This is a genomic window from Candidatus Chryseopegocella kryptomonas (assembly GCF_001536065.1).
Classification (GTDB): Bacteria; Bacteroidota; Ignavibacteria; order Kryptoniales; family Kryptoniaceae; genus Kryptonium; species Kryptonium kryptomonas.
The window spans coordinates 25,672-45,342 of sequence record NZ_CZVW01000012.1 but is presented as its reverse complement, the minus strand read 5'-3'; the positions used below and the strand labels follow the sequence as shown (position 1 = coordinate 45,342).

Annotated in this window: 20 protein-coding genes and 1 pseudogene; 13 read left to right on the top strand and 8 right to left on the bottom strand. The window is 36.4% G+C overall.

Annotated elements, in window-relative coordinates; genetic code table 11:
- Positions 1-37: 37 nt before the first annotated feature.
- A complete protein-coding gene (locus AWW83_RS06250) occupies positions 38-895 on the bottom strand; it encodes a serine hydrolase (RefSeq protein ID WP_159421128.1) in 858 nt (285 codons plus the stop codon).
- Between the two features lie 212 nt (positions 896-1,107).
- On the opposite strand from AWW83_RS06250, the gene AWW83_RS06245 reads away from it, so the two are divergent.
- The 6 genes from AWW83_RS06245 (at position 1,108) to AWW83_RS10025 (ending at position 6,805) form a co-directional block, all read left to right on the top strand.
- Positions 1,108-2,415, top strand: a complete 1,308-nt coding sequence (locus AWW83_RS06245) for a dihydroorotase (RefSeq protein WP_092350036.1) — start codon at positions 1,108-1,110, stop codon at positions 2,413-2,415.
- A 59-nt stretch (positions 2,416-2,474) separates the two neighbouring features.
- Positions 2,475-3,695, top strand: a complete 1,221-nt coding sequence (locus AWW83_RS06240; protein WP_092350034.1) for an ABC transporter permease — start codon at positions 2,475-2,477, stop codon at positions 3,693-3,695.
- 65 nt (positions 3,696-3,760) lie between these two features.
- A complete protein-coding gene (locus AWW83_RS06235; protein ID WP_092350032.1) occupies positions 3,761-4,495 on the top strand; it encodes a DNA-methyltransferase in 735 nt (244 codons plus the stop codon).
- Positions 4,492-5,124 (top strand): hypothetical protein, encoded by a 633-nt coding sequence (locus AWW83_RS06230; protein ID WP_092350030.1) that lies wholly within the window; start codon positions 4,492-4,494, stop codon positions 5,122-5,124. Before AWW83_RS06235 ends, AWW83_RS06230 begins: the two co-directional genes overlap by 4 nt.
- A gap of 3 nt (positions 5,125-5,127) precedes the next feature.
- Positions 5,128-6,465, top strand: a complete 1,338-nt coding sequence (locus tag AWW83_RS06225; protein ID WP_234697266.1) for an amidohydrolase — start codon at positions 5,128-5,130, stop codon at positions 6,463-6,465.
- Complete coding sequence (locus AWW83_RS10025; protein ID WP_234697265.1) at positions 6,431-6,805, top strand: amidohydrolase family protein; 375 nt, start codon at positions 6,431-6,433, stop codon at positions 6,803-6,805. Before AWW83_RS06225 ends, AWW83_RS10025 begins: the two co-directional genes overlap by 35 nt.
- A gap of 49 nt (positions 6,806-6,854) precedes the next feature.
- Here AWW83_RS10025 and AWW83_RS06220 read toward each other — a convergent pair whose 3' ends face one another.
- From AWW83_RS06220 to speB, 7 genes are read right to left on the bottom strand one after another with little or no spacing between them, the layout of a single operon-like run.
- Positions 6,855-7,190 (bottom strand): hypothetical protein, encoded by a 336-nt coding sequence (locus tag AWW83_RS06220; RefSeq protein ID WP_092350028.1) that lies wholly within the window; start codon positions 7,188-7,190, stop codon positions 6,855-6,857.
- A 17-nt stretch (positions 7,191-7,207) separates the two neighbouring features.
- Positions 7,208-8,305: an LptF/LptG family permease gene (locus AWW83_RS06215; RefSeq protein WP_092350026.1), complete on the bottom strand. Its 1,098-nt coding sequence runs from the start codon at positions 8,303-8,305 to the stop codon at positions 7,208-7,210.
- The gene (locus AWW83_RS06210) at positions 8,295-9,626 is read right to left on the bottom strand and encodes an LptF/LptG family permease (protein WP_092350024.1); all 1,332 of its coding nucleotides are present in this window, start codon (positions 9,624-9,626) and stop codon (positions 8,295-8,297) included. The genes AWW83_RS06215 and AWW83_RS06210 overlap by 11 nt, the downstream gene beginning before the upstream one ends.
- The gene (locus AWW83_RS06205) at positions 9,613-11,193 is read right to left on the bottom strand and encodes a two-component system sensor histidine kinase NtrB (RefSeq protein ID WP_092350022.1); all 1,581 of its coding nucleotides are present in this window, start codon (positions 11,191-11,193) and stop codon (positions 9,613-9,615) included. The genes AWW83_RS06210 and AWW83_RS06205 overlap by 14 nt, the downstream gene beginning before the upstream one ends.
- Entirely contained in the window at positions 11,177-11,788 is a 612-nt protein-coding gene (locus tag AWW83_RS06200; RefSeq protein WP_092350020.1) for a response regulator, read from the bottom strand. The genes AWW83_RS06205 and AWW83_RS06200 overlap by 17 nt, the downstream gene beginning before the upstream one ends.
- Positions 11,785-12,255, bottom strand: coding sequence for an NYN domain-containing protein (locus AWW83_RS06195; RefSeq protein WP_092350018.1), 471 nt, complete (start codon positions 12,253-12,255; stop codon positions 11,785-11,787). Before AWW83_RS06195 ends, AWW83_RS06200 begins: the two co-directional genes overlap by 4 nt.
- The gene (speB, locus tag AWW83_RS06190) at positions 12,252-13,124 is read right to left on the bottom strand and encodes an agmatinase (RefSeq protein ID WP_092350017.1); all 873 of its coding nucleotides are present in this window, start codon (positions 13,122-13,124) and stop codon (positions 12,252-12,254) included. The genes AWW83_RS06195 and speB overlap by 4 nt, the downstream gene beginning before the upstream one ends.
- Positions 13,125-13,303: 179 nt before the next feature.
- Here speB and AWW83_RS06185 point away from each other — a divergent pair, with 179 nt between their 5' ends.
- The 7 genes and pseudogenes from AWW83_RS06185 to AWW83_RS06155 all read left to right on the top strand — a co-directional run bounded on the left by AWW83_RS06185 (position 13,304) and on the right by AWW83_RS06155 (position 19,670).
- Positions 13,304-13,996, top strand: a complete 693-nt coding sequence (locus AWW83_RS06185) for a tetratricopeptide repeat protein (RefSeq protein ID WP_092350015.1) — start codon at positions 13,304-13,306, stop codon at positions 13,994-13,996.
- A 38-nt stretch (positions 13,997-14,034) separates the two neighbouring features.
- The gene (locus AWW83_RS06180) at positions 14,035-14,472 is read left to right on the top strand and encodes a hypothetical protein (RefSeq protein WP_092350013.1); all 438 of its coding nucleotides are present in this window, start codon (positions 14,035-14,037) and stop codon (positions 14,470-14,472) included.
- A gap of 250 nt (positions 14,473-14,722) precedes the next feature.
- Positions 14,723-15,148, top strand: coding sequence for a hypothetical protein (locus AWW83_RS06175; protein ID WP_092350011.1), 426 nt, complete (start codon positions 14,723-14,725; stop codon positions 15,146-15,148).
- A 72-nt stretch (positions 15,149-15,220) separates the two neighbouring features.
- Positions 15,221-16,579 (top strand): type II secretion system F family protein, encoded by a 1,359-nt coding sequence (locus tag AWW83_RS06170; protein WP_092350009.1) that lies wholly within the window; start codon positions 15,221-15,223, stop codon positions 16,577-16,579.
- 29 nt (positions 16,580-16,608) lie between these two features.
- Positions 16,609-18,396: pseudogene (locus AWW83_RS10190) on the top strand (GspE/PulE family protein).
- A 17-nt stretch (positions 18,397-18,413) separates the two neighbouring features.
- On the top strand, positions 18,414-18,965 hold the full coding sequence (locus tag AWW83_RS06160) for a hypothetical protein (RefSeq protein ID WP_092350007.1): 552 nt from the start codon (positions 18,414-18,416) through the stop codon (positions 18,963-18,965).
- Positions 18,966-18,977: 12 nt separating this feature from the next.
- On the top strand, positions 18,978-19,670 hold the full coding sequence (locus AWW83_RS06155) for a hypothetical protein (protein ID WP_092350005.1): 693 nt from the start codon (positions 18,978-18,980) through the stop codon (positions 19,668-19,670).
- The last annotated feature ends 1 nt before the right edge of the window (position 19,671 follow it).

The window sequence follows — 19,671 nt, the reverse complement described above, 5'->3', positions numbered from 1 at the left end:
TTTAAACCAACTACTTTAATATAAAGACAAATTTAGGCTACTTACAATTTCCTTTTGTGAAGTAATCAAATATAAGTTTTGAAATTTCTGCAACCGCAAGATGCCCTTTGTTATCAACCGCATAAGAAACTTCTGATAGTTGATCGCAAAAGATTGCGACCGCATAACTTGTGCATTGAGAATAAACAATTCCGATGTCCGCTTTCATTCTGTCAATTGAGCCAGTTTTATTTGCAACCGTTACTTTTTCAGGTAAGTATCTTTTCATCATTTCGTAATCTTGATTGTTCTTCATAATGTTTATGATTTCAGCGGATGTTTCGGGGCTTATTATTTTTCCACCTGCTAAAAGTTCAAGAAGTTTTACCATATCATTCGGGGTTGTATATCCAACGCCAAATCTCAAAGATTCAGGCGTGTTCTTTTTAGTTTTGAAAGACATAAGTTTGTTTAAAATTTTCGTGTTGTTAAGTCCGAGAGATTTCATTCTGTTGTTTACAGCATCAAGTTTTGCGTCGTGTTCATCAGCGAAACAATCAAGGACGAGATTCGTTGCAGTGTTATCGCTTAAAATTATCATCAAAACCGCAACATCAATTAATTTAAGTTTTGCTCCATCGTAAAAGTATTGTAGAACTCCAGAGCCACCGTATTTGAGTGAATCTTCAAGATTGATAAGCGTGTCTTTTTTAAGTTTCCCTTCATTAAATCTGTAAAATAGTTCAACAAGAATTGGGACTTTTATCACGCTTGCTGTGGGGAAGAGGGAATCAGCGTTGATTTGGATTGTTTCGCCAGTTACAAAATTTTTCGCAGATACGCCTAAACGACCAACGCCATATTTTTCCGCCACATCTTGAATTTTTGAAATCAACTGCTTATTTGTAAGAGTCATTTTTGAGGAGGTGCAGGAGAGGAGAAATGTTGAAAGTAAAAAAATGTAAAGTTTTTTCATATTTGTGCTTTTTTTCAAAAGTTAAATTTTTTATCGGAAATAGTCAAGAGTTTAAGGGGCAAGTTTAAAGTTATGAAATTTTGTTTTTTGTTCCGCCGTGTTTAGATTAATTTGACTTTTGAAGAAAGATTTCAAACAAAAACTTTTCTCAAATGGGAAAAATTTTGCTTAAAAGTGCAAGGGTGATTGACCCAGCGCAAAAGTTTGATGGGGTGGTTGATATTTTGATAATCAATGGGAAAATTGAAAAGATTGGCAGGGTTGAGGAATCTGAAAATTTTGAAATTTATGATATGGCAGGTAAAGTTATAGCGCCGGGGTTTGTTGATATGCATGTTCATTTGAGAGAGCCGGGATTTGAACATAAAGAGACAATTGAAAGTGGCGTTGAAGCAGGGGCAAATGGCGGATTTACAGCCCTGTGTTGTATGCCGAATACAGAACCACCAATTGATGACCCGAGCGTCGTTGAATATGTTAAGAAAAGAGCAAGCGAAGTGATGAATGGAATCGTTGATGTTTATCCAGTCGGTGCAATTACGAAAAGAAGAGAAGGTAGGGAGCTTGCACCAATAGCTGAACTTGTTGAAGCAGGCGTAGTTGGATTTTCTGACGATGGCAATTCAGTTCAAGATTCTGGAGTTATGAGAAAAGCTTTTGAATATGTCAGTATGTTTGATAAAGTTATTATTCAACATTGCGAAGATAAAACATTGAGTCAAAATGGAATGGCAAATGAAGGATATTGGTCAACTTTGCTCGGACTTTCTCCTTATCCGGACATAAGCGAGGAAATTATTTTGTATCGTGATTTGAGATTGATTGAGTATTTAAAGCCGAAAATTAAAAATGTTAAGTATCACATCGCTCATATAAGTAGTAGGGGTTCTGTTAAGTTATTGAGAGAGTATAAGGACGCGGGATTTGAGATAACTGCGGAGGTCACACCGCATCATTTGCTTTTAACAGATGAAGATATATGGAAGTCAAACTATGATACGAATTTGAAAGTAAATCCGCCGTTGAAATCAAGAGAAGATATTGAAGTTTTGATTCAGGCATTGAAAGATGGAACGATTGATGTTATTGCAACAGATCACGCTCCACATGCGCCGGAGGAAAAGGAATCTGATTTCGCATCTGCACCGTTTGGAATAATCGGACTTGAAACAGCAGTTGGATTGATTTTAAGTGAATTTGTGAATAAAGGTATAATTTCGCTTGAAAGGATGATTGAATTGTTTTCAATAAATCCGAGAAAAATTCTCGGTCTTCCGCAGATGAGAATTCGTGAGGGAGAAATTGCAAATTTTACAATTCTTGACACAGAAGCAGAATGGATTGTTGATGCTGGGAAATTTAAATCAAAGTCAAAAAATTCGCCGTTTGTAGGATGGAAGTTGAAAGGGAAGCCGGTCGGGATTTTAAACAAAGGGAAAATTTACTGGTCAAATTTGTGAAACTTTTTTAAGCAAAATCCATCTAAATTTTAAAAAACAAAGCATCACAAAGATAAGCCATGAATCTTGAAGATACAATTCTTTCGGCATATCATTCTATAAGAAGTAATCCGATGCGTTCGTTTTTGACAATTCTTGGCATCATCATCGGAGTAGCAGCTGTTATAGCGATGGTCGCTGTTGGTCAAGGTGCGCAGTATTCGGTTCAAAAGCAAATTGAATCACTTGGGACAAATGTTCTTGTTGTTTTTCCTGGCGCGCAAATGCAAACGGGAAGAGTGAGGATGGAAGCAGGTTTTACAAGCAGATTGACGATTGAAGATGTTGAAGCGATAAAAAATCAGTGTGATGCGGTTGCTTATGCAACTCCGATTGTGCGAACTATGGCTCAAGTTATTTATGGGAACAACAATTGGAGAACTGGGATTTACGGCGTGAATACAGATTATTTCCAAATTAGAGCTTGGGGTCTTTCTTCTGGAAGTTATTTTACGGAACAGGATGTAAAAGCTGGTGCAAAAGTTTGCGTAATAGGTCAAACTGTTAAGAACGCACTATTTGGAGATGAAGATCCGATTGGAAAAATCATAAGAATTCGCGATGTCCCTGTTAGAGTTGTTGGAGTTCTTGAACCGAAAGGGCAGAATGTGATGGGGCAGGATCAGGATGATATAATAATCGCTCCTTATACGACGGTTATGTCGCGTTTGTCAAGATTTTACTTTATCGGCTCAATCCTTGTCTCTGCGGTAAGCCAGAACCTAATCCCGGTCGCACAGCAACAGGTGACTCAGGTGTTAAGAGAAAAACACAAGATCCAACCTTGGCAGGAGGATGATTTCACGGTTAGAACTCAAACTGAGATAGCTTCAACGGCGCAGGAGACATCAAGGATAATGACGATTTTGCTCGGAAGTATAGCATCTGTTTCTTTAATTGTCGGTGGCATAGGTGTGATGAATATAATGCTTGTATCTGTGACTGAGAGAACAAGAGAAATTGGAATAAGGGTATCTGTTGGGGCGAGAAAAAGAGATATTTTGTTTCAGTTTTTGCTTGAAGCAGTTGTGTTAACTGTGACTGGTGGAGTTTTCGGAATTATTTTCGGCGTGATTATATCGCGGATAATTTCGGAATTTGCTGGATGGCCTGTCTTTATTTCTCCCGGGGCAATAATACTTGCGTTTGGGTTTTCAGCTGCAGTTGGAATTTTCTTCGGTTTCTATCCAGCAAGAAAAGCAGCAAACCTCAATCCCGTTGAGGCGTTGAGGTATGAGTGAAGGATTTAACTATTGCCCTTTTGTTTTTAATGTTTTAAATTTATCAAAAAATTCAGCTCGCTTTAATGAAACTTGGGAAATTTGAAATTGACAATATCTATTGTGGTGATTCATTGATTTTGATGAAAGATATTCCTTCCGATTCAATAGATTTGATAATTACTGATCCCCCTTTTGCAATTGATTTTAAAGCAAAGAGGAATAACTACAATAGAGATTCGGAAAGAGTTTTGGAAGGGTATAACGAAATACCAAAAGAAAAGTATTATGAATTTTCGCTTGCTTGGATAAGTCAGGCATACAGAATTTTAAAGCCAACCGGCTCTATGTTTGTTTTTTCAGGATGGACAAATCTTAAAGATATTTTGAACGCAATTGATGAAGCAAAATTTATAACCATAAATCACATAATTTGGAAATATCAATTCGGTGTCTTTACGCAAAGAAAGTTTGTAACAAGTCACTACCATATACTTTTTGTTGTTAAGGATGAAAAAAGCTACAAGTTTAACAAAATTGAACACTATCCCGAAGATGTCTGGATTATAAATAGAGAGTACTGGACAGGTAAAATTAAAACTCCCACCAAGCTTCCAACGGCAATTGTAAAGAAGATAATTTTATATGCATCTGATGAGGGCGATCTTGTTTTTGATCCGTTTTTGGGCTCGGGGCAAGTTGCAGTTGTGGCAAAAGCGTTGAATAGACATTATCTTGGGTTTGAAATCGTGCCTGAATACTATGAATTTGCGCTTAAAAGGTTAAAAAATATGGAAATTAATTTATTTAACACGAGGTGAGAGAATTTGAACTTGAGAGAAATTTTTTCAAAGATTTTAGAAGTAAGTGTATGAAAATTCAAAATCGGGAAATTGTCAATGAGTTTGTCAAAGCTATTGAGCATTTATTAAAAGAGTATGACACATCTATTTACGAGAATAGGTTCATAGCTGGTGGAGTAATTGAATATATTTTTATTGCTCTTTTAAAAGCGTTGGGTTTTAACGCTTCTCATTTGGGTGAGAAAGATAAAAGAACTGATATTGCGGTTGAATACGGGGGAAATGAACTTAAGTTTTCAATTAAAACTAATTTCACAGGCAAAGGAGATATAAGGTTAATAAACAAACTTGGTAAGGGAAGTAAAATTTTTTGGGACGAGCCCACTATATTTTTGATCTCAGGGCTTGGAATTGTATATGCTGATTCTAGGTTTTTGGGAGACAGGACAATTGATAAAGGTGATGCAATAGTTATCAATGTGAATTCTATCAAAATTTTTTCTGATGAAAATTCAGATTACAAAGTAAATCTTGAAATACCTGTAAAATCCGAGATTTCTCCTTCTTTTCATACCGCAAGCTTTGATATCGCAAAATCGGTGCTTGAAAGATCAAACAGCAAAATTTTAATAAAATACTTGAGTTAAAATATGAAATTGTTGACTATTTCCTCCGTCAAAATTTTAGTTATTTTATTTTTCCAACAAATTCTTCTTGCTCAGATGCCCAAAGCAGATTTAATTTTCGTCAATGGGAAAATATGGACTGTTGACAAAAGCAAGCCAGTTGCACAAGCGGTTGCAGTTTTGGGTGATAAAATAATTGCAGTCGGATCAAATTCAGAGATAAAAAAATATGCCGGGAAAAACACCAAGATAGTTGATTTAAAAAGACATTTGATGTTGCCGGGATTCATTGATGATCACACTCATTTTGTAAGTGGTGGGTTTCAGCTTATGAGCGTTAATTTAAGAGATGCTAAAACTCCGGAGGAATTTGCACAACGGATAAAAGAATATGCTGAGAAAAATCCAGGTAGATGGATAACGGGCGGAGATTGGGACCATGAGCTCTGGGGTGGCGAATTGCCGAGAAAAGAATGGATAGATAAATACACGCAAAATGTTCCTGTCTTTGTTACAAGATATGACGGACATATGGGACTTGCAAATAGTTTAGCTTTGAAACTTGCTGGGATAACGAGAGAAACACCAGATCCGCCCGGCGGTTTGATCGTGCGTGATGAAAATGGCGAACCTACGGGAATTCTAAAAGATGAGGCAATGTCGCTTGTCTACCGAGTTATTCCAGAACCAACGCTTGAAGAGAGAATAAATGCAATTAAACTTGCGCTTGAAGAAGCAAAAAAACTTGGTTTAACGGGAATTCACGATATAGGGACAACGGAAGATTTAAGAGCTTATCAAGAACTTTACAAGCGAGGTGAATTGACATTAAGAGTTTACTTGCGATTGCCGATTTCACAATGGGAAGACCTTGCTAAACTTGGGATTGAAGTTCCATTTGGAAATGATTTCATAAGGATTGGCTCTTTAAAAGCATTTGCAGATGGTTCGCTTGGTTCAATGACTGCGCTTTTCTTTGAACCTTATGATGAAAATCCAAACACAAAAGGTTTAGCAACTGACATTGTAATTGATGGGCGACTTGAAAAGTGGGCAATTGAAGCTGACAAAGCAAAACTTCAACTTTCAATTCACGCAATTGGGGATAGTGCAAATAGTTTAGTTTTGACTTTATTTGAAAAAATTGTTCGTGAAAATCCATCTTGGGACAGAAGATTTAGAATTGAACACGCCCAACATATTCATCCGAAAGATTTCGCAAGATTTAAAAATTTGAATGTCATCGCATCAATGCAGCCGTATCACGCAATTGATGATGGAAGATGGGCTGAGAAGAGAATAGGGAAAGAAAGATGCAGGACCAGTTATGCGTTTAGACCTTTTCTTGATCACGGGGGCTAAACTTTGTTTCGGCAGCGACTGGAATGTTGCGCCATTGAGCCCGATACTTGGAATTTATGCAGCTGTCACAAGACAAACGCTTGATGGGAAACATCCAGAGGGATGGTTTCCCGAACAAAAAATCTCGGTTGAGGAAGCTGTTGAATGTTATACAATTAACAACGCTTATGCTGAATTCGCTGAAAATGAGAAAGGAAGTATAACGCCCGGGAAATTTGCCGACTTTGTCGTGCTCTCTGAAAATATATTCAACATTCCCGGTGAAAAAATTAAAGATGTTGAAGTTCTTATGACCGTTGTCGGTGGTAAAATTGTATATCAAAACCCGAATTTTAAATGATCATCTTGTAACTCTTGGTTTGCTTATGTCGTGATGAGTTACCGAAACTTCAACAATTTGTCCGGTGATCGTTTTTCCGATTACAATCATGCTGTCTTTGTTTTTTCACCTGTATTTGATATTTAGCGTAGTTTGTTGATTCTGGAAAGTTTATATAGGAAAGGTTGAAGCCAACAAATGACCACTCGCCCCCGCCAAGTATTGCTGGTTTTCTCGCCCAGGCTTGTGCCTGCTGACCTATTCTAAGGCAATCATTTATTGTGTCATTCAGATATTGTTCTGCTATTGCTCCTGATCTTGAAATGAATATGTTAATTGCAACTGCAATTGCAATTGTGACTATTATCGCTCCTAACACCAAAAGTAAAAGCTGTTGTTGTCCCATTTTTCAAACTCCTTATTTTATTTTCTAACTTTTAAAATCACAATTATTCCAGCGATTAAGAAAGCGATATTTGCAAGCCATGCTGAGATAAACGGGTGGATAATTCCTGCGTAACCAAACGATGTGCTTATTTTCATAAAGATAAAATAGAGAAAAGCAATTAACAAACTAATTCCAAACTCCATCGCAAGCCCAGCTCTTTTTTTCCTTGAAGCCAACGCCACGCCAAATAGAACCACTATAAAATTTGAAAAAGGAAAAGCAAACTTTAAATGATAATCCGTAAGCCAGCGTGATGGATCGTTCCCACTTCTTATCTGATCTTTTATGAATTCACGCATCTCATCTATATTCATCTCATCTGGTTTCATTTGCTTTCGTTTTATATCTATCGGCTTGAAATTTAACCTCCCAATGTTAAAAGTATCAATTTTTTCAATGAAATCACTACTTTGATCAAATTTATGCAAAGTGCAATTAACAAGTAACCAATTGTCTCTTAAACTATCCCACTTCATTGAAGGTGCAATATACCTTGCAACCATAATTGTCACATCTTTCGGGTCAAAGTCTTGTATATCAACTCTATGTGCGGTGTTAAGCTCGTCATCAAAATAGCCAATTGAAAGCAATCTCGTGTATGAATCCTGAATATAAATGTTATACTTTCCCCACGATTCAAGATGTTTTCGCATATAAACTCTCTCAAGATTAAACTTCTTTTTGTTTGTTTTCGGAACTACCCAGCCGTTGAAGTAAACCGAAATTAAACTTAACATAAATGAGACAATTAAAAACGGCATCATAAACCTATACAAGCTCACGCCAGCAACTTTTATCGCTGTCAATTCATTTAAATTTGACATTCTTCCAGTCGTGAAAAGGCAAGAAAGAAGAACTGCAACAGGAAGTGTTAATTTGATTATCTCGGGTGAAAAGTAAAGATAGTATTTTAAAATTACTGAAAGAGAAACTCTCTGATCAATGAAATCGTCAAGGTTTTCCATCAAATCAACGAGAATGAAGATAAGTATAAAAGCAATGAGCCCGAAAATTATCATCTGGATAAATTGCTTTGTCGTGTATATGTCAATTATTTTGATTTTACCTCGCATATCTATCCGTTAAAATTTCTTCTTCCTCTGGGATACCAAGCCATGTTTTCACTCTTTGTGGCATAATTTCTTTGAATTTATACCAATCAATTATCATCGCTTCTTTCCCCATTCTTATTGTAAGATAAATTCCTAATGCTCCGACGACGAAATTAGCAATCCACATGCTCAAAAACGGCGAAAGAATATCTCTATCTGCAAGTTTTTCTCCGCCAATCAAACAAGCCCAATAAAAAAGGAAGAAAGCCAAACTTAAACTCGCAGCAACTCCGAAATTTCCTCTCCTTGCCATCATCCCAAGTGGTGCTCCAACGAGAACGAAAACAACACTTGCAAATGGAATTGCATATTTTTTGTGAACCTCAACCATGTAAGCATCAATTGAGCGATTGTAATATTCAATCTGTGCTAAATAATTTTTGAGAATTGAATTTAAACTTATAATCTTTTGCGTTGAGCTGATGATCGCTTCATAATCACTTATGGAATCTTTTGGCGGTGGCTGATAAAATGAACCGCTCATTATCGTTTTGCCTTCAAACGGATTTTTAAAATTTGTTGATGCAATTGAATTTAAACTTTCATAAATTTTCCTCTGAATGTTTCTCAAACTGTCAACTATTCTTAACATATCGCCTGCGCTTAATTCTCTATCACCTCTTTGGAAAGCGTTATCGGAAGAACGCTCAAATCCAAAACCCTCAACTTCCATCACAATTCTATATTTCTCGTATTTTACAATTCTGTAAAGATTTTTATTCTCCGAATCTTGCTCGTGAATTTCTCCGTTTTCAAGATCCATTATGAGTTTTCGGTAATCTGGAGTGAAAGATATTTTCCCACGCTTTGCGGTTATAACAATTTGTTTCGCTGGATCAGAGTAGTTGTAAATTGTCGCATCTTCAAATTCGTTTGTGTGTTCATATGTTTTTCGGACAAGGATTGCATAACCTTGAATATCAGTTGAGAATATGCCAGGGTTTAATGTTAGTGTTGGTTTCTTGCGATGTATGTCAATCATTAAAACTTTCAATCTATGATTTGCATCTGGAAGAACTTTGTTATTGAAGATGATCAAAAGACCCGTGATTATAAACGAAACAACAAGGACAGGGAACATCATCCTGTATAAACTTACTCCGCTTGATTTCATCACCGTGACCTCATTATTTGCTGATAAACTTCCGAAAGCCATCAAAACCGCAACTAAAACCGACATCGGCACAGCAAGAACGACTATCCACGCAAGATTTAACACGATTAATTCAGCTATAACCCAGAAACCGAGCCCCTTTCCGATAAGCTGGTCAATGTATTTCATCAAAAACTGTAAGAGAAAAATCAATATCAGCGTAAAAAAACGAGAAGAAGAAAGGTCCAATGTGAGAGCGAAGTATGTATCTGTATAAAATCATTGTTAAGTTGCATTTACATATTTTTTTGGGAATTATGACTTTAAAATTTGTTCCTTCCCCAACTTTTGAATCAATTTCAAAATCTGCGCCGTAAATTTTCAAATTTTGATATGTTATCGTCAAACCAAGCCCAACTCCTTTTAACTCTGTAAAGTTTTCTGGAATTTTCGTCGTGAAAAACGGCTCAAAAATTTTGTCCTTTATGTCATCTGGAATTCCAATTCCCGTATCTGAAATTTCAATGTAAATTTTCTCCTCATCTTCCCATGTCCTTACGCCAAGAATTTTTTTCTCTGACTCCATCATTGCATCAATTGCATTTCTTAAAATGTGAGATATAGCGTTTGAAAAATCTGAATAAACCGCCTCAATCACGATTGGTTTCGGGCAAAGTTCAATTTTTTTCTCAACCTGATGTTTATAAAACTGGTCAAATTCAAGCGTTTCAAGTTCTCTTTTTATGAGTTCGTTTAAGTCAAATCTCTTTTTGCTTTTTTCAACTTCTTCTTTTGTCTTCAGAGAAAGATTTTCAACGATTTGATTTATTCTTTCCACCTGTTTGAGCAATCTATCAACTTGCTCTGGTTCTACGCCTTTTCTTTTCAGTGACTGAAGCCCAAGATTTAAAACCGCAAGTGGATTCCTGAGGTTATGCGCAATTCCGCCAGCAAGTCGTCCAATCCCCGCAAGACGATATTCCTGCCAAAGTTTTGCTTCAATTTTTCTTTTCTCCTCTTGTAACCTCTTCAACTCTGTTATATCGTTTATGATTGCAATGCATTTGCCAAGTTTCGGGTCATTTAACCTTGATGAAATTGAAATCAAAAATTGTTTGCCTTTGTATTCAACTTCAAAAGTTTTATCAATCACAGATGCGTTGCGACATATTTCTTCAACGATGCTTGAATTTATAAATTCTTCTAAGTTTTTTCCTTCAAGATTTTTGTTGAAAATTTTGTTTGCGTTCTCGCTTGCAAATAATATGTTAAGATTTTCATCAAGGACAATTAAACCAGCGGGCGTAAGATGAATAAATGTTCTATATTTTTCTTCGGCTTCTTTTAACTCCGAAATTAAAAGGAAATTCTCAACTTCAATTGCAATTTGCTGTGAAAGTGTGTCAAGGATTTGAAGTTTTTTGTCGTTAATCGGAAGTTCGTCTGTTTTGTAAACAAATTCAATTGCACCGATGAATTTTTCTCTTACGCTTAAACCTATTTCAAGAAATATATTGAAATCGTGTTCAAAAATCTCATTTCTTATCTTCGTGCTGTCTCTTGAAAGATTTTGATACATCACAAGTTTGCGGTTTATAATTTCGGTTGCGAAATCTTCACCTCTTTTGAGGATGGGGTGGTCTTCAAAGATGTTCTTTTCACCTGTTTTCAAAAATGAATGGACGAGATTCAATGCGTCATTTTTGCTGTCGTAAATAAAGAAGTTTACAGCGTCAGCATCAAAAAAGATTTGCAAATGGTTTTGAAATCAGTTTGAAAAGATGTTTTATGTCTTTTGAATAGTTAAGCGATGTCAGGATGAAGTTTATCGTTTCAAGTTCTTCATTTTTTCTCTTTATTTCTTCATACGCTTGATTTAGTTCAATGAGTTTGTCTTCAAGTTTATTCACAAGTCGTGCGTTGTATTCGGCTAAATATGTGACCTCGTCAAATTCAATGCTTGGGTGAATTTTTCTCGGACTTTTTTTCTGAATTATCTCATTTATTCTCCCAAGAAGATATTCAAATTTTACTGGCTTAACGATGTAATCATCCGCACCGAGCATTATCCCGAATGCTTGATCTTCGGGTGAAGCATAACTTCCCGTGTAGAATATAAAAGGTATGAAATTAAGTTCTGGATTTGTTTTAACTTCGTGGCAAAATTTGAAGCCATCCATAACAGGCATCAAAACATCTGATATGATGAGGTCAAAATCTTTTCTATCTTTTAAAATTTCAAGCGCCTTTTTCCCGTTTTCTGCTTCAACGATGTTAAATCCAGATTGCGTCAGAAGTTCAGCAAGAAGTTTTCTTGCTTCGTCATTGTCATCCACTATGAGAATGTTCATCTTTCAAGCATTTTTTTAATTTCTTCGTCTGTAAGTTTAACGAAAGGTTTTTCATCCTGCGTTGTCAAGTTTTTTGAGTTCAAAATTTTTAAGAATTCTTCGGATGAAATTCTCCCAGCGCCACAGGATTTAGCGCAATTTATTATTTCATTATCTGATGAGACAACGATAAAATTTTTTCTTTCTGTTAAGTTTTTGTCAAGGATGATTTTCTTGATCACATCGTCCGCTTTATCTGGTGGCGTTGAAAATATGACTCTTACTTTTGGGGTTGATAAAGCACTGGGGATGTTGAGATTTCCATCAAAGACAAGAATACATTTTTCTTTTCTTGTTGTGAAAAAGTCAGAAAGAATTGAAACTAATGTTTCACGAGCGATTTGGGGGTTTTGAGAGAAAATTTTTTTCAATCGTGTTGATTTATGGATCAAATTATAGCCGTCAATTATGTATGTTTTAACGCTCAATCTCGGCGTTTAATTTTGTTTGCAAAAATTATATTGAGCAATTTATTTGTGAAAAATGCGGATGTGAAATTTGGATACTCAATCCCTGGCAAGGGGCAGAGTTCAACGATGTCAAAGCCGACGATATTTCTGGATTTGCTGACTTTTTTAAGCAATTCAATCGTTTCGTCCCAGTATAAACCATTTGGCACAGGAGTTCCAACCGCAGGCATAACGCTCGGGTCAAAATAATCAAGGTCAAATGTGATGTAAACATTTTCACCAAGTTCTGAAATCACCGCATCCTGCCACGATTTCCCATCTTTGTTGTAAAGCCCAGATTTTATTTCCCATGCATAAAATGTTTTTATCCCGTTTTCTTTGATAAATTTCGCTTCTTCCACATCTTGCGCTCTTATTCCAACTTGAACGAGGTTTTTATTGAATTCAAAAACTCGTGCAAGCGCTGATGCGTGGCTGTATTTGTTCCTTTCGTATTCATCTCTTAAATCAGAATGAGCGTCAAAGTGAAGAATTGTTAAGTTTGGATAAATTTCAGAATATGCTTTTATCGCTCCAATTGCTATCGTATGTTCCCCGCCGATTGTGACGACAAATTTATCTTTTTTCAAAAGTTCAAGGACAAATTTATAGACAAGTTCAACTGCTTTTTCATCTTTTAAATCGGTAAAGTCAAGAGGTTCAAGCGTCGCAATGCCAACTTCACGATAAAGTTCAATGTCAAATTCTTCATCGTATAATTCAACTTGGTGAGATGCTTCAATAAGTTTTTCAGGACCGAGGATTGTTCCTTTGATATAACTTGTTGTGTGTTCGTATGGTGCAGGTAAAATTACAATTTTTGATTTTTTCAAGCGTAGAAAATTCATCAGGAATAGAGAGAAAATTTTTATCTTTCCCGAGCGTTTTCATATTCCAAAGTCCTTTTTAAAGAATTTAAAATTTGGCTTTTTTAAAATCAAATTGAGCAAACTCTGGCGCAATAATTTTGCTTTATCGCTTAAATTTGACTATATTTTTAAAAATTTAAAACAAAGTTTGCGACTTTATGATCAAGCCAAGAAAAAAGATAAAGAAACAAGAGTTAAAGGAAGACACACTTGTTCTCACATATTACAAAGCCAGAGAATTTGTTGAGAAAAACAAGAAAATTTTGAGTTATGTTTTAACTGGAATTATAATCATCATTGCTGGGATAATAATTTACAGAAACAATTTGAAGGCGGAAAATGAGAGAGCAGAAGCGTTGTTTTCAAAAATAATAAGTTACTATGATAACGGGGATTATAAAACTGCAATTGACGGAATTCCACAAAGAAACATTCAAGGTTTGAAATACATTGTAGAAAATTACGGTGGGACAAACGCTGGGGAAATAGCAACTTATTATCTTGCGAATGCATATTTTATGCTTGGAGATTATGACAATGCTTTGAAGTATTTCAAGGAGTATGATGGTAGTGATAAACTTTTGCTTTCTGCATCGCTTGCTGGAATTGCCTCGGTTTATGAGGCAAAGGGGGATTACAGAAAAGCGGCTGAATACTTTGAAAAAGCAGCGCAGAAATTTAAAGAAAATATCCTCGTTCCCGAATATCTTTACAACTCTGCAAGAAATTACAAACTTGCGGGGGAAAAAGAAAAAGCACTTCGCTTATACGAGAGGATAAAGAAAGAATATCCGAATTTCTCAAAAATTCGTGATGTTGAGATTTACATTGCGTCTTTGAGAGAAAGTTAGCAGTGCATTGAAATTAAAAACAAAAATTAAATTTGCTAATGAAATTTTCATTTTTCATTCATCTTCTTTCAGCGATGTTGATCTCTGTTTCTGTTTTTGGCGTTCTCGTTGTTGAATCATTTTTGAGAAAAAGTCAGGGGATTGCAACCTTGACTTTACATAAATTGTCTCAATCTCTTTCAAGATTTGCAAGTTTTGGTGGTGTTCTTGCTCTGTTGACGGGAATTTATAATTGGGTTAGCATTGGAGAAACTGGAGGATGGCTGATTGTTAAAATAATTCTTTTTGTTTGGTTTGTCGTCTCTGGCATTATCGCAGGGAGATTGTATTTTTCAAAGCGTGGTGAAGTTTTAAGCAGAGAAAATTTTAGTGATGATGAGATTTTTAAAATTAATCGTGCGATTTGGAATTATTCTGTCGTCAATGCGGTTGTTTTTGTTTTGATAGTTTTTCTTGCGGTTTTCAAGCCGTTTTAAATTTTGTAATAATTTGTAGCAACCTGATTTGTAAAAATTTCAGATTGATTTGAAAAAATGAAAAACTTGTTTTCAGTTTTGTTTGATTTTTAATTGATTTTTGATCTGTGATTTGTGGCATAGATTTTATGGATTATGCTTGAAACACTTGACTTTTTGAAAATATAAGTTTATCTTTTGGGTAGGATTCAGTTCTTTCGGTCATAGTTAAATTTCACAAACAAAAACTAAACTCAGGAGGTAAATTACTATGGGTCAGCAGCAACTTTTACTCATCGTTCTTGGCGTCATCATAGTTGGAATTGCAATTGCGGTTGGAATTTCAATGTTCAAGAGCAGTGCGGTGGACGCCAACAGAAGTGCAATTGCCAGTGATCTTGCAAACCTTGCTTCAAAGGCACAGAGATATTACAGAACGCCGGTTGAGCTCGGTGGAGGTGGAAATAGTTTTGCAAACTTCGCCTTAAGCCCACTTGATACTGCAAACGCAAATGGTAGTTATAGGGCTGTAGTTGCGAATGATACCCTGGTTGTAATTTATGCTCTTGGTAAGGAGAAGGTTGGTGGTAAATTTGTAGCAGCGGTTGATAGTGTTACTCCTGATAAAAGTAAAATAACTCATGGTCTTGCTACAGGATTTTCGGGTGGATCTTTGCAAGGTTGGACAACGCAATAATTTAAATTTAGGGGCGCCTGATTTTAGGGCGCCCGTTTGTTAATTTTTAATTTTACGGGGAGGTGAAGTCGCTTGCCAGATTATAGATTTGAAGGTGTTACATTAACGGGGCGTCCTGTTCAAGGTATTATCACTGCTGATAATCTTGCCGAAGCAAAGAAGAAAATTAAACAGCTTGCTGAGCAGAGAAAAATTAAAGTTACGAAGATTCAAAAGCGAAGGACTTTTATCTACAAGGTTCAGCGCGATAGTGAAAAGCCAATCACGGGCGAGCAGAAAGCGTTTACGAAAGAAGAAGTAAAACAGGCGCTTGAAAAACTTGGTTATAAAGTTGTAAGCATTCAGCCAAAAGTTCTTGATTTCAAATTTAAACCACCCGAGACGGAGATAGTTACATTTGTTCGTGTTAGCGCTGATCTGTTAAGAGAAAAACTTCCTTATAATGAAGTGCTTCAACTTTTGATAAATGATGTTCAGCATCCAACATTGAGAGAAGCATTAAGAGAGATAAATAACGATTTGCGTCAGGGTAAAGATAGTGAAGAAGCTTTTTTGAAGCAGGAAAAAGTGCTTGGGAAATTCACTGCCAGAATGCTTGGGCTTGCGTCAAAAAGTGGCAATATGGCGGAAATTTATGAAAGCACGGCAAAGTTTCTTGAACGAAATGCAGAGTTTAAAAAGAATCTTAAAAGCGCTCTCATAATGCCTGTTTTTACTTTGATCGTTCTTTTCGCAGCAGTTATTTTCTATGTTGCATACATTTTTCCAGAGACGGCAGAACTTTTCCTCAAACTCGGCACAGAATTACCGCCGATGACAAAAGCAACTCTTGAACTGAGCCATTTCTTGATTGACAATATGACTTTCATAATTTTGGGTTTTCTTGTAATAGTGCTTTCGTTTATTTATTTCATTAGAACTCCAAAAGGTCAATTTTTGAGGGACAAGTATATCATAAAGATTCCTGTCCTTGGACCTTTAATTCACAAAACGACAATTGAAATTTTCTGCAGAGTTTTTTACGCTCTTTATGCTGGTTCGGGGGAGAACATTGACGCAATTCGTCTTGCAGCAGAAGCTTGTGGAAATAAATATATGGAACATCAGATAAAAACAATAGCAATTCCAATGATGTTAAGTCAAGGTAAAGGTCTTGTTGAAGCTTTTGAGGCAACTGGTGTTTTCACGAAAACCGCGCTTGCAAGATTTCATTCTGGTGCAGAGACAGGAACTGTTAAGCAAACAGCACTTCAAATAGCAAATTATTATGAGAAAGAGACAGTTTATAAACTTAAAAACGCCGTTGATTTCATTCAGCTTATAATTGCGATGATAATTATGATTGTGATGACGCTTCTTACGCTTGTTTCTTCTGAAACAGCGATGGTCAAACCGAAGACGCCATATACAATTTTGCTTCCGTTTTTCTAAATAAAATTTAAAAACGAGGTGAATTTAAGATGACGGTTGGTGTGGACATTACGGATAAACTTGGTTACACACTTTTGAAGAAAGGAATAATTGATTATGAAACGCTTGAGAGAGCTTTAAAAATCAAAGAGCAAGAAGATTCAAAGACCCGTAGAAGTTTGGCTCAAATTCTTGTGACTGATTTTGGGGTTGATCACGATCTGGTGTTCAAAGAAGTTGCCAACCTTTATGGTTTCAGAGAGATTTATCTTGCTGATGAAAACATTGACAAAAATAGAATTGATTTTATCAAAAAACTTGTTGATCCGCTACCGCAACCTTTGAAGGAGCAGATGCGTGAGGAGAAAATTCTGCCATTGAAATACGATGAGCAAAGACCTGATAAGTTAATCATAATTTCCGCTGACCCGACAAGCAGAAGCATTCCGATGATAGCTCGTGCGCTTGGTGCGAAAAGATATGAAGTGTGTTATGTGAGATTTAAGGATATGCAAAATTTGTTTGATAAAGTTTTTCCGCCGGAGAATGAGTTTTTGAAAGTTCTTGAGGAATCAAAAATTGAAATAACCGAGGATCAGCTTGAAGAGGAAACGCTTGACGAAGCTGCAATTGAAGCGGAAATTAACAAAAGTATGCTTGTTAATCTCGTTGAAGGTATGCTTGTTGAGGCGGTGAGAAAAGGGGCAAGCGATATACACATTATTCCAAAAGATGCGAGAACAACGGAGATACATTTCAGAATTGATGGGAAGCTTAGATTATGGCATGTTCAGGAGGGAATAAGACCTGAGGCGATTGCTGCTGTTGTGAAGGATAGATCAAAAAATGTTGACAGATTTGAGCGTGAAATGGCGCAGGATGGTTTTATTCAGAGAAAAGTTGATGGGCATATGATAAGATACAGAGTTTCGGTGCTTCCTATTGTTGGACGAGAGTTTCAGTATAAATTTGAAAGCATTGTTATAAGAGTTCTTGATGATAGAAAAGTTATAACCGATCTTGATAAGCTTGGATTTCAAGGCAAAGCGAAGGAATTTTTCATCAAGGCGATTTCAAAACCTCAGGGTATGGTTATCGTAACAGGTCCGACTTGAAGCGGTAAATCAACGACTTTGATGGCTGCATTGCATTACATCATAAAACCTGAGATAAATGTTCTTACAGTTGAAGACCCTGTTGAATACATTATACCTGGGGCGAGGCAGTTGAAAATTGGACCGAAGATGAATTTTGAGCAGGCATTGAGAGCGATTTTAAGACATGACCCAGATGTTGTTATGGTTGGTGAGATAAGAGATAAAGAAACCGCTGAGATAGCAATTAAACTTGCAAATACGGGGCACTTAACATTTTCAACACTTCACACAAACGATGCGCCAAGCGCAATTTCAAGATTGTATAAGATGGGAATTGAGACGTTTCTCATTGCTTATGCAATAAACATTATCATAGCGCAGAGATTGATTCGCAAACTTTGTGATAAGTGCAAACGTCCGATAGAAGACCTTGACCCGGCGATACCATTAAGTTTGGGATTTACGGAAGAGGAGATAAAAAACACGGTGTTTTATGAAGCAGTTGGATGCGACCAGTGTCACGGCGGATATAAAGGAAGAATAGCAATTCACGAGGCACTTTATTTCACGAAGGAAATTAGAAGGTTAATTTTCAAAACAGGTAGAGATATAGATGAAGAAGCAATAAGGGAGCAGGCGATAAAAGATGGAATGTTAACTTTGAGAGCAGCTGGAAGAGAAAGGATAAAGCAAGGTCTTACGACGCTTGAGGAAGTTGCACACGCAACAACAGAAGATTAACAAAACAAAAAATTTTTATGGGCACAGGACAAACGTTAATAACGATACTTGCTCTTGCTTTGCTTTCGCTTGCGGTTTTGAACATAAACAGAAGCTTATCAAGCCACGATGTTTCACTTGCTCAAAATAGATATCGTCTTGAAGCATTATCAATCGCCACATCTTACATAGAGCAGGCGTCGCAATACTATTTCGATGAAGCGGTTGCTGATTCAAACAATACCGAAAAAACAAATCCAAATACTTTCTCATCCGCGCTTGGGCTTGATCCAGATGATACGACTATGATTGGACAGATGGAGATAGACGATTTTGATGATTACAACGGAATTACGAGAATTGACACCGGAAGAAGCAGTGTAGTTTACAGAGTTTCGTTTAAAGTTGAGTATGTTGATTTATCAGGAAGCAAAGTTGTTCCTGTTACATATAAAACATTTCACAAGAGGATGACTGTATTCGTTACGGATGTGTATGACCCGCCGTTAATTTACAGGGAAACAGCTAGAGGAAAGGTGAGGGACACGGTGAAAATAAGTTTCATCTACAGCTATTGGTTTTACAACTAATTTTTGAATTTTATGACTTCAATGCTTGATTACATAATGGCGATGATAATTGGCGGAGCGGTTTTGCTTATCACAATTACTGTCACGGATACAAGCACAAGAGAGTTTTTAAATTACAATTCAGATGCAATTACGCAGATAAATCTTGCAAATATGTCAAGCGTGATTGAATACGACTTGAGAAAGATGGGTTATGGAGTTCCTGAAGGAGAGAAGATTTTGTTTATTGCACAGCCAAATCATTTAAAATTTATAGCGCATTTAAATCGTGATTTTGATTATTATGGACATCTCATTCCGCATAAAGATAACATCGCTGACACGATTGAGTATTTAATCACTGTTGCAGAAGTAATTGATTACGGAGACACAAGTTTGACGATGTATAAAATCACGCGGATACTTAAAATCACGGGCGAAGGTGTAAAATCAACGGATATCGGGAGAATTGGAAATGGCAGAGTTTTTAGATACTTGGATCAAATTGGAAACCCAGTTGACCCTGGGACAGAACTTATTGCTTCAAAGATGGTTGAAGTGACATTAACGGCGTTCAATCCGAGAGTTGTTCTATCACCAGAGCTTGTGAGGAAAGAAGTTTCAGGCATTCAAGATCAGGAGTTCAGGAAAAAAGAGTTAAGAAGATTGTTAAGGACATCGTTTTGGAGGCAAACTCGTTTGGTTTCAAAAAATTTGAGAAGATAAT

What these genes read in the sequence shown, in the direction of transcription:
- AWW83_RS06250 (WP_159421128.1), bottom strand. Translation starts at nt 895, where the DNA reads ATGACTCTTACAAATAAGCAGTTGATTTCAAAAATTCAAGATGTGGCG.
- AWW83_RS06245 (WP_092350036.1), top strand. Translation starts at nt 1,108, where the DNA reads ATGGGAAAAATTTTGCTTAAAAGTGCAAGGGTGATTGACCCAGCGCAA.
- AWW83_RS06240 (WP_092350034.1), top strand. Translation starts at nt 2,475, where the DNA reads ATGAATCTTGAAGATACAATTCTTTCGGCATATCATTCTATAAGAAGT.
- AWW83_RS06235 (WP_092350032.1), top strand. Translation starts at nt 3,761, where the DNA reads ATGAAACTTGGGAAATTTGAAATTGACAATATCTATTGTGGTGATTCA.
- AWW83_RS06225 (WP_234697266.1), top strand. Translation starts at nt 5,128, where the DNA reads ATGAAATTGTTGACTATTTCCTCCGTCAAAATTTTAGTTATTTTATTT.
- AWW83_RS10025 (WP_234697265.1), top strand. Translation starts at nt 6,431, where the DNA reads ATGCGTTTAGACCTTTTCTTGATCACGGGGGCTAAACTTTGTTTCGGC.
- AWW83_RS06220 (WP_092350028.1), bottom strand. Translation starts at nt 7,190, where the DNA reads ATGGGACAACAACAGCTTTTACTTTTGGTGTTAGGAGCGATAATAGTC.
- AWW83_RS06215 (WP_092350026.1), bottom strand. Translation starts at nt 8,305, where the DNA reads ATGCGAGGTAAAATCAAAATAATTGACATATACACGACAAAGCAATTT.
- AWW83_RS06210 (WP_092350024.1), bottom strand. Translation starts at nt 9,626, where the DNA reads ATGAAATACATTGACCAGCTTATCGGAAAGGGGCTCGGTTTCTGGGTT.
- AWW83_RS06200 (WP_092350020.1), bottom strand. Translation starts at nt 11,788, where the DNA reads ATGAACATTCTCATAGTGGATGACAATGACGAAGCAAGAAAACTTCTT.
- speB (WP_092350017.1), bottom strand. Translation starts at nt 13,124, where the DNA reads ATGAATTTTCTACGCTTGAAAAAATCAAAAATTGTAATTTTACCTGCA.
- AWW83_RS06185 (WP_092350015.1), top strand. Translation starts at nt 13,304, where the DNA reads ATGATCAAGCCAAGAAAAAAGATAAAGAAACAAGAGTTAAAGGAAGAC.
- AWW83_RS06180 (WP_092350013.1), top strand. Translation starts at nt 14,035, where the DNA reads ATGAAATTTTCATTTTTCATTCATCTTCTTTCAGCGATGTTGATCTCT.
- AWW83_RS06175 (WP_092350011.1), top strand. Translation starts at nt 14,723, where the DNA reads ATGGGTCAGCAGCAACTTTTACTCATCGTTCTTGGCGTCATCATAGTT.
- AWW83_RS06160 (WP_092350007.1), top strand. Translation starts at nt 18,414, where the DNA reads ATGGGCACAGGACAAACGTTAATAACGATACTTGCTCTTGCTTTGCTT.
- AWW83_RS06155 (WP_092350005.1), top strand. Translation starts at nt 18,978, where the DNA reads ATGACTTCAATGCTTGATTACATAATGGCGATGATAATTGGCGGAGCG.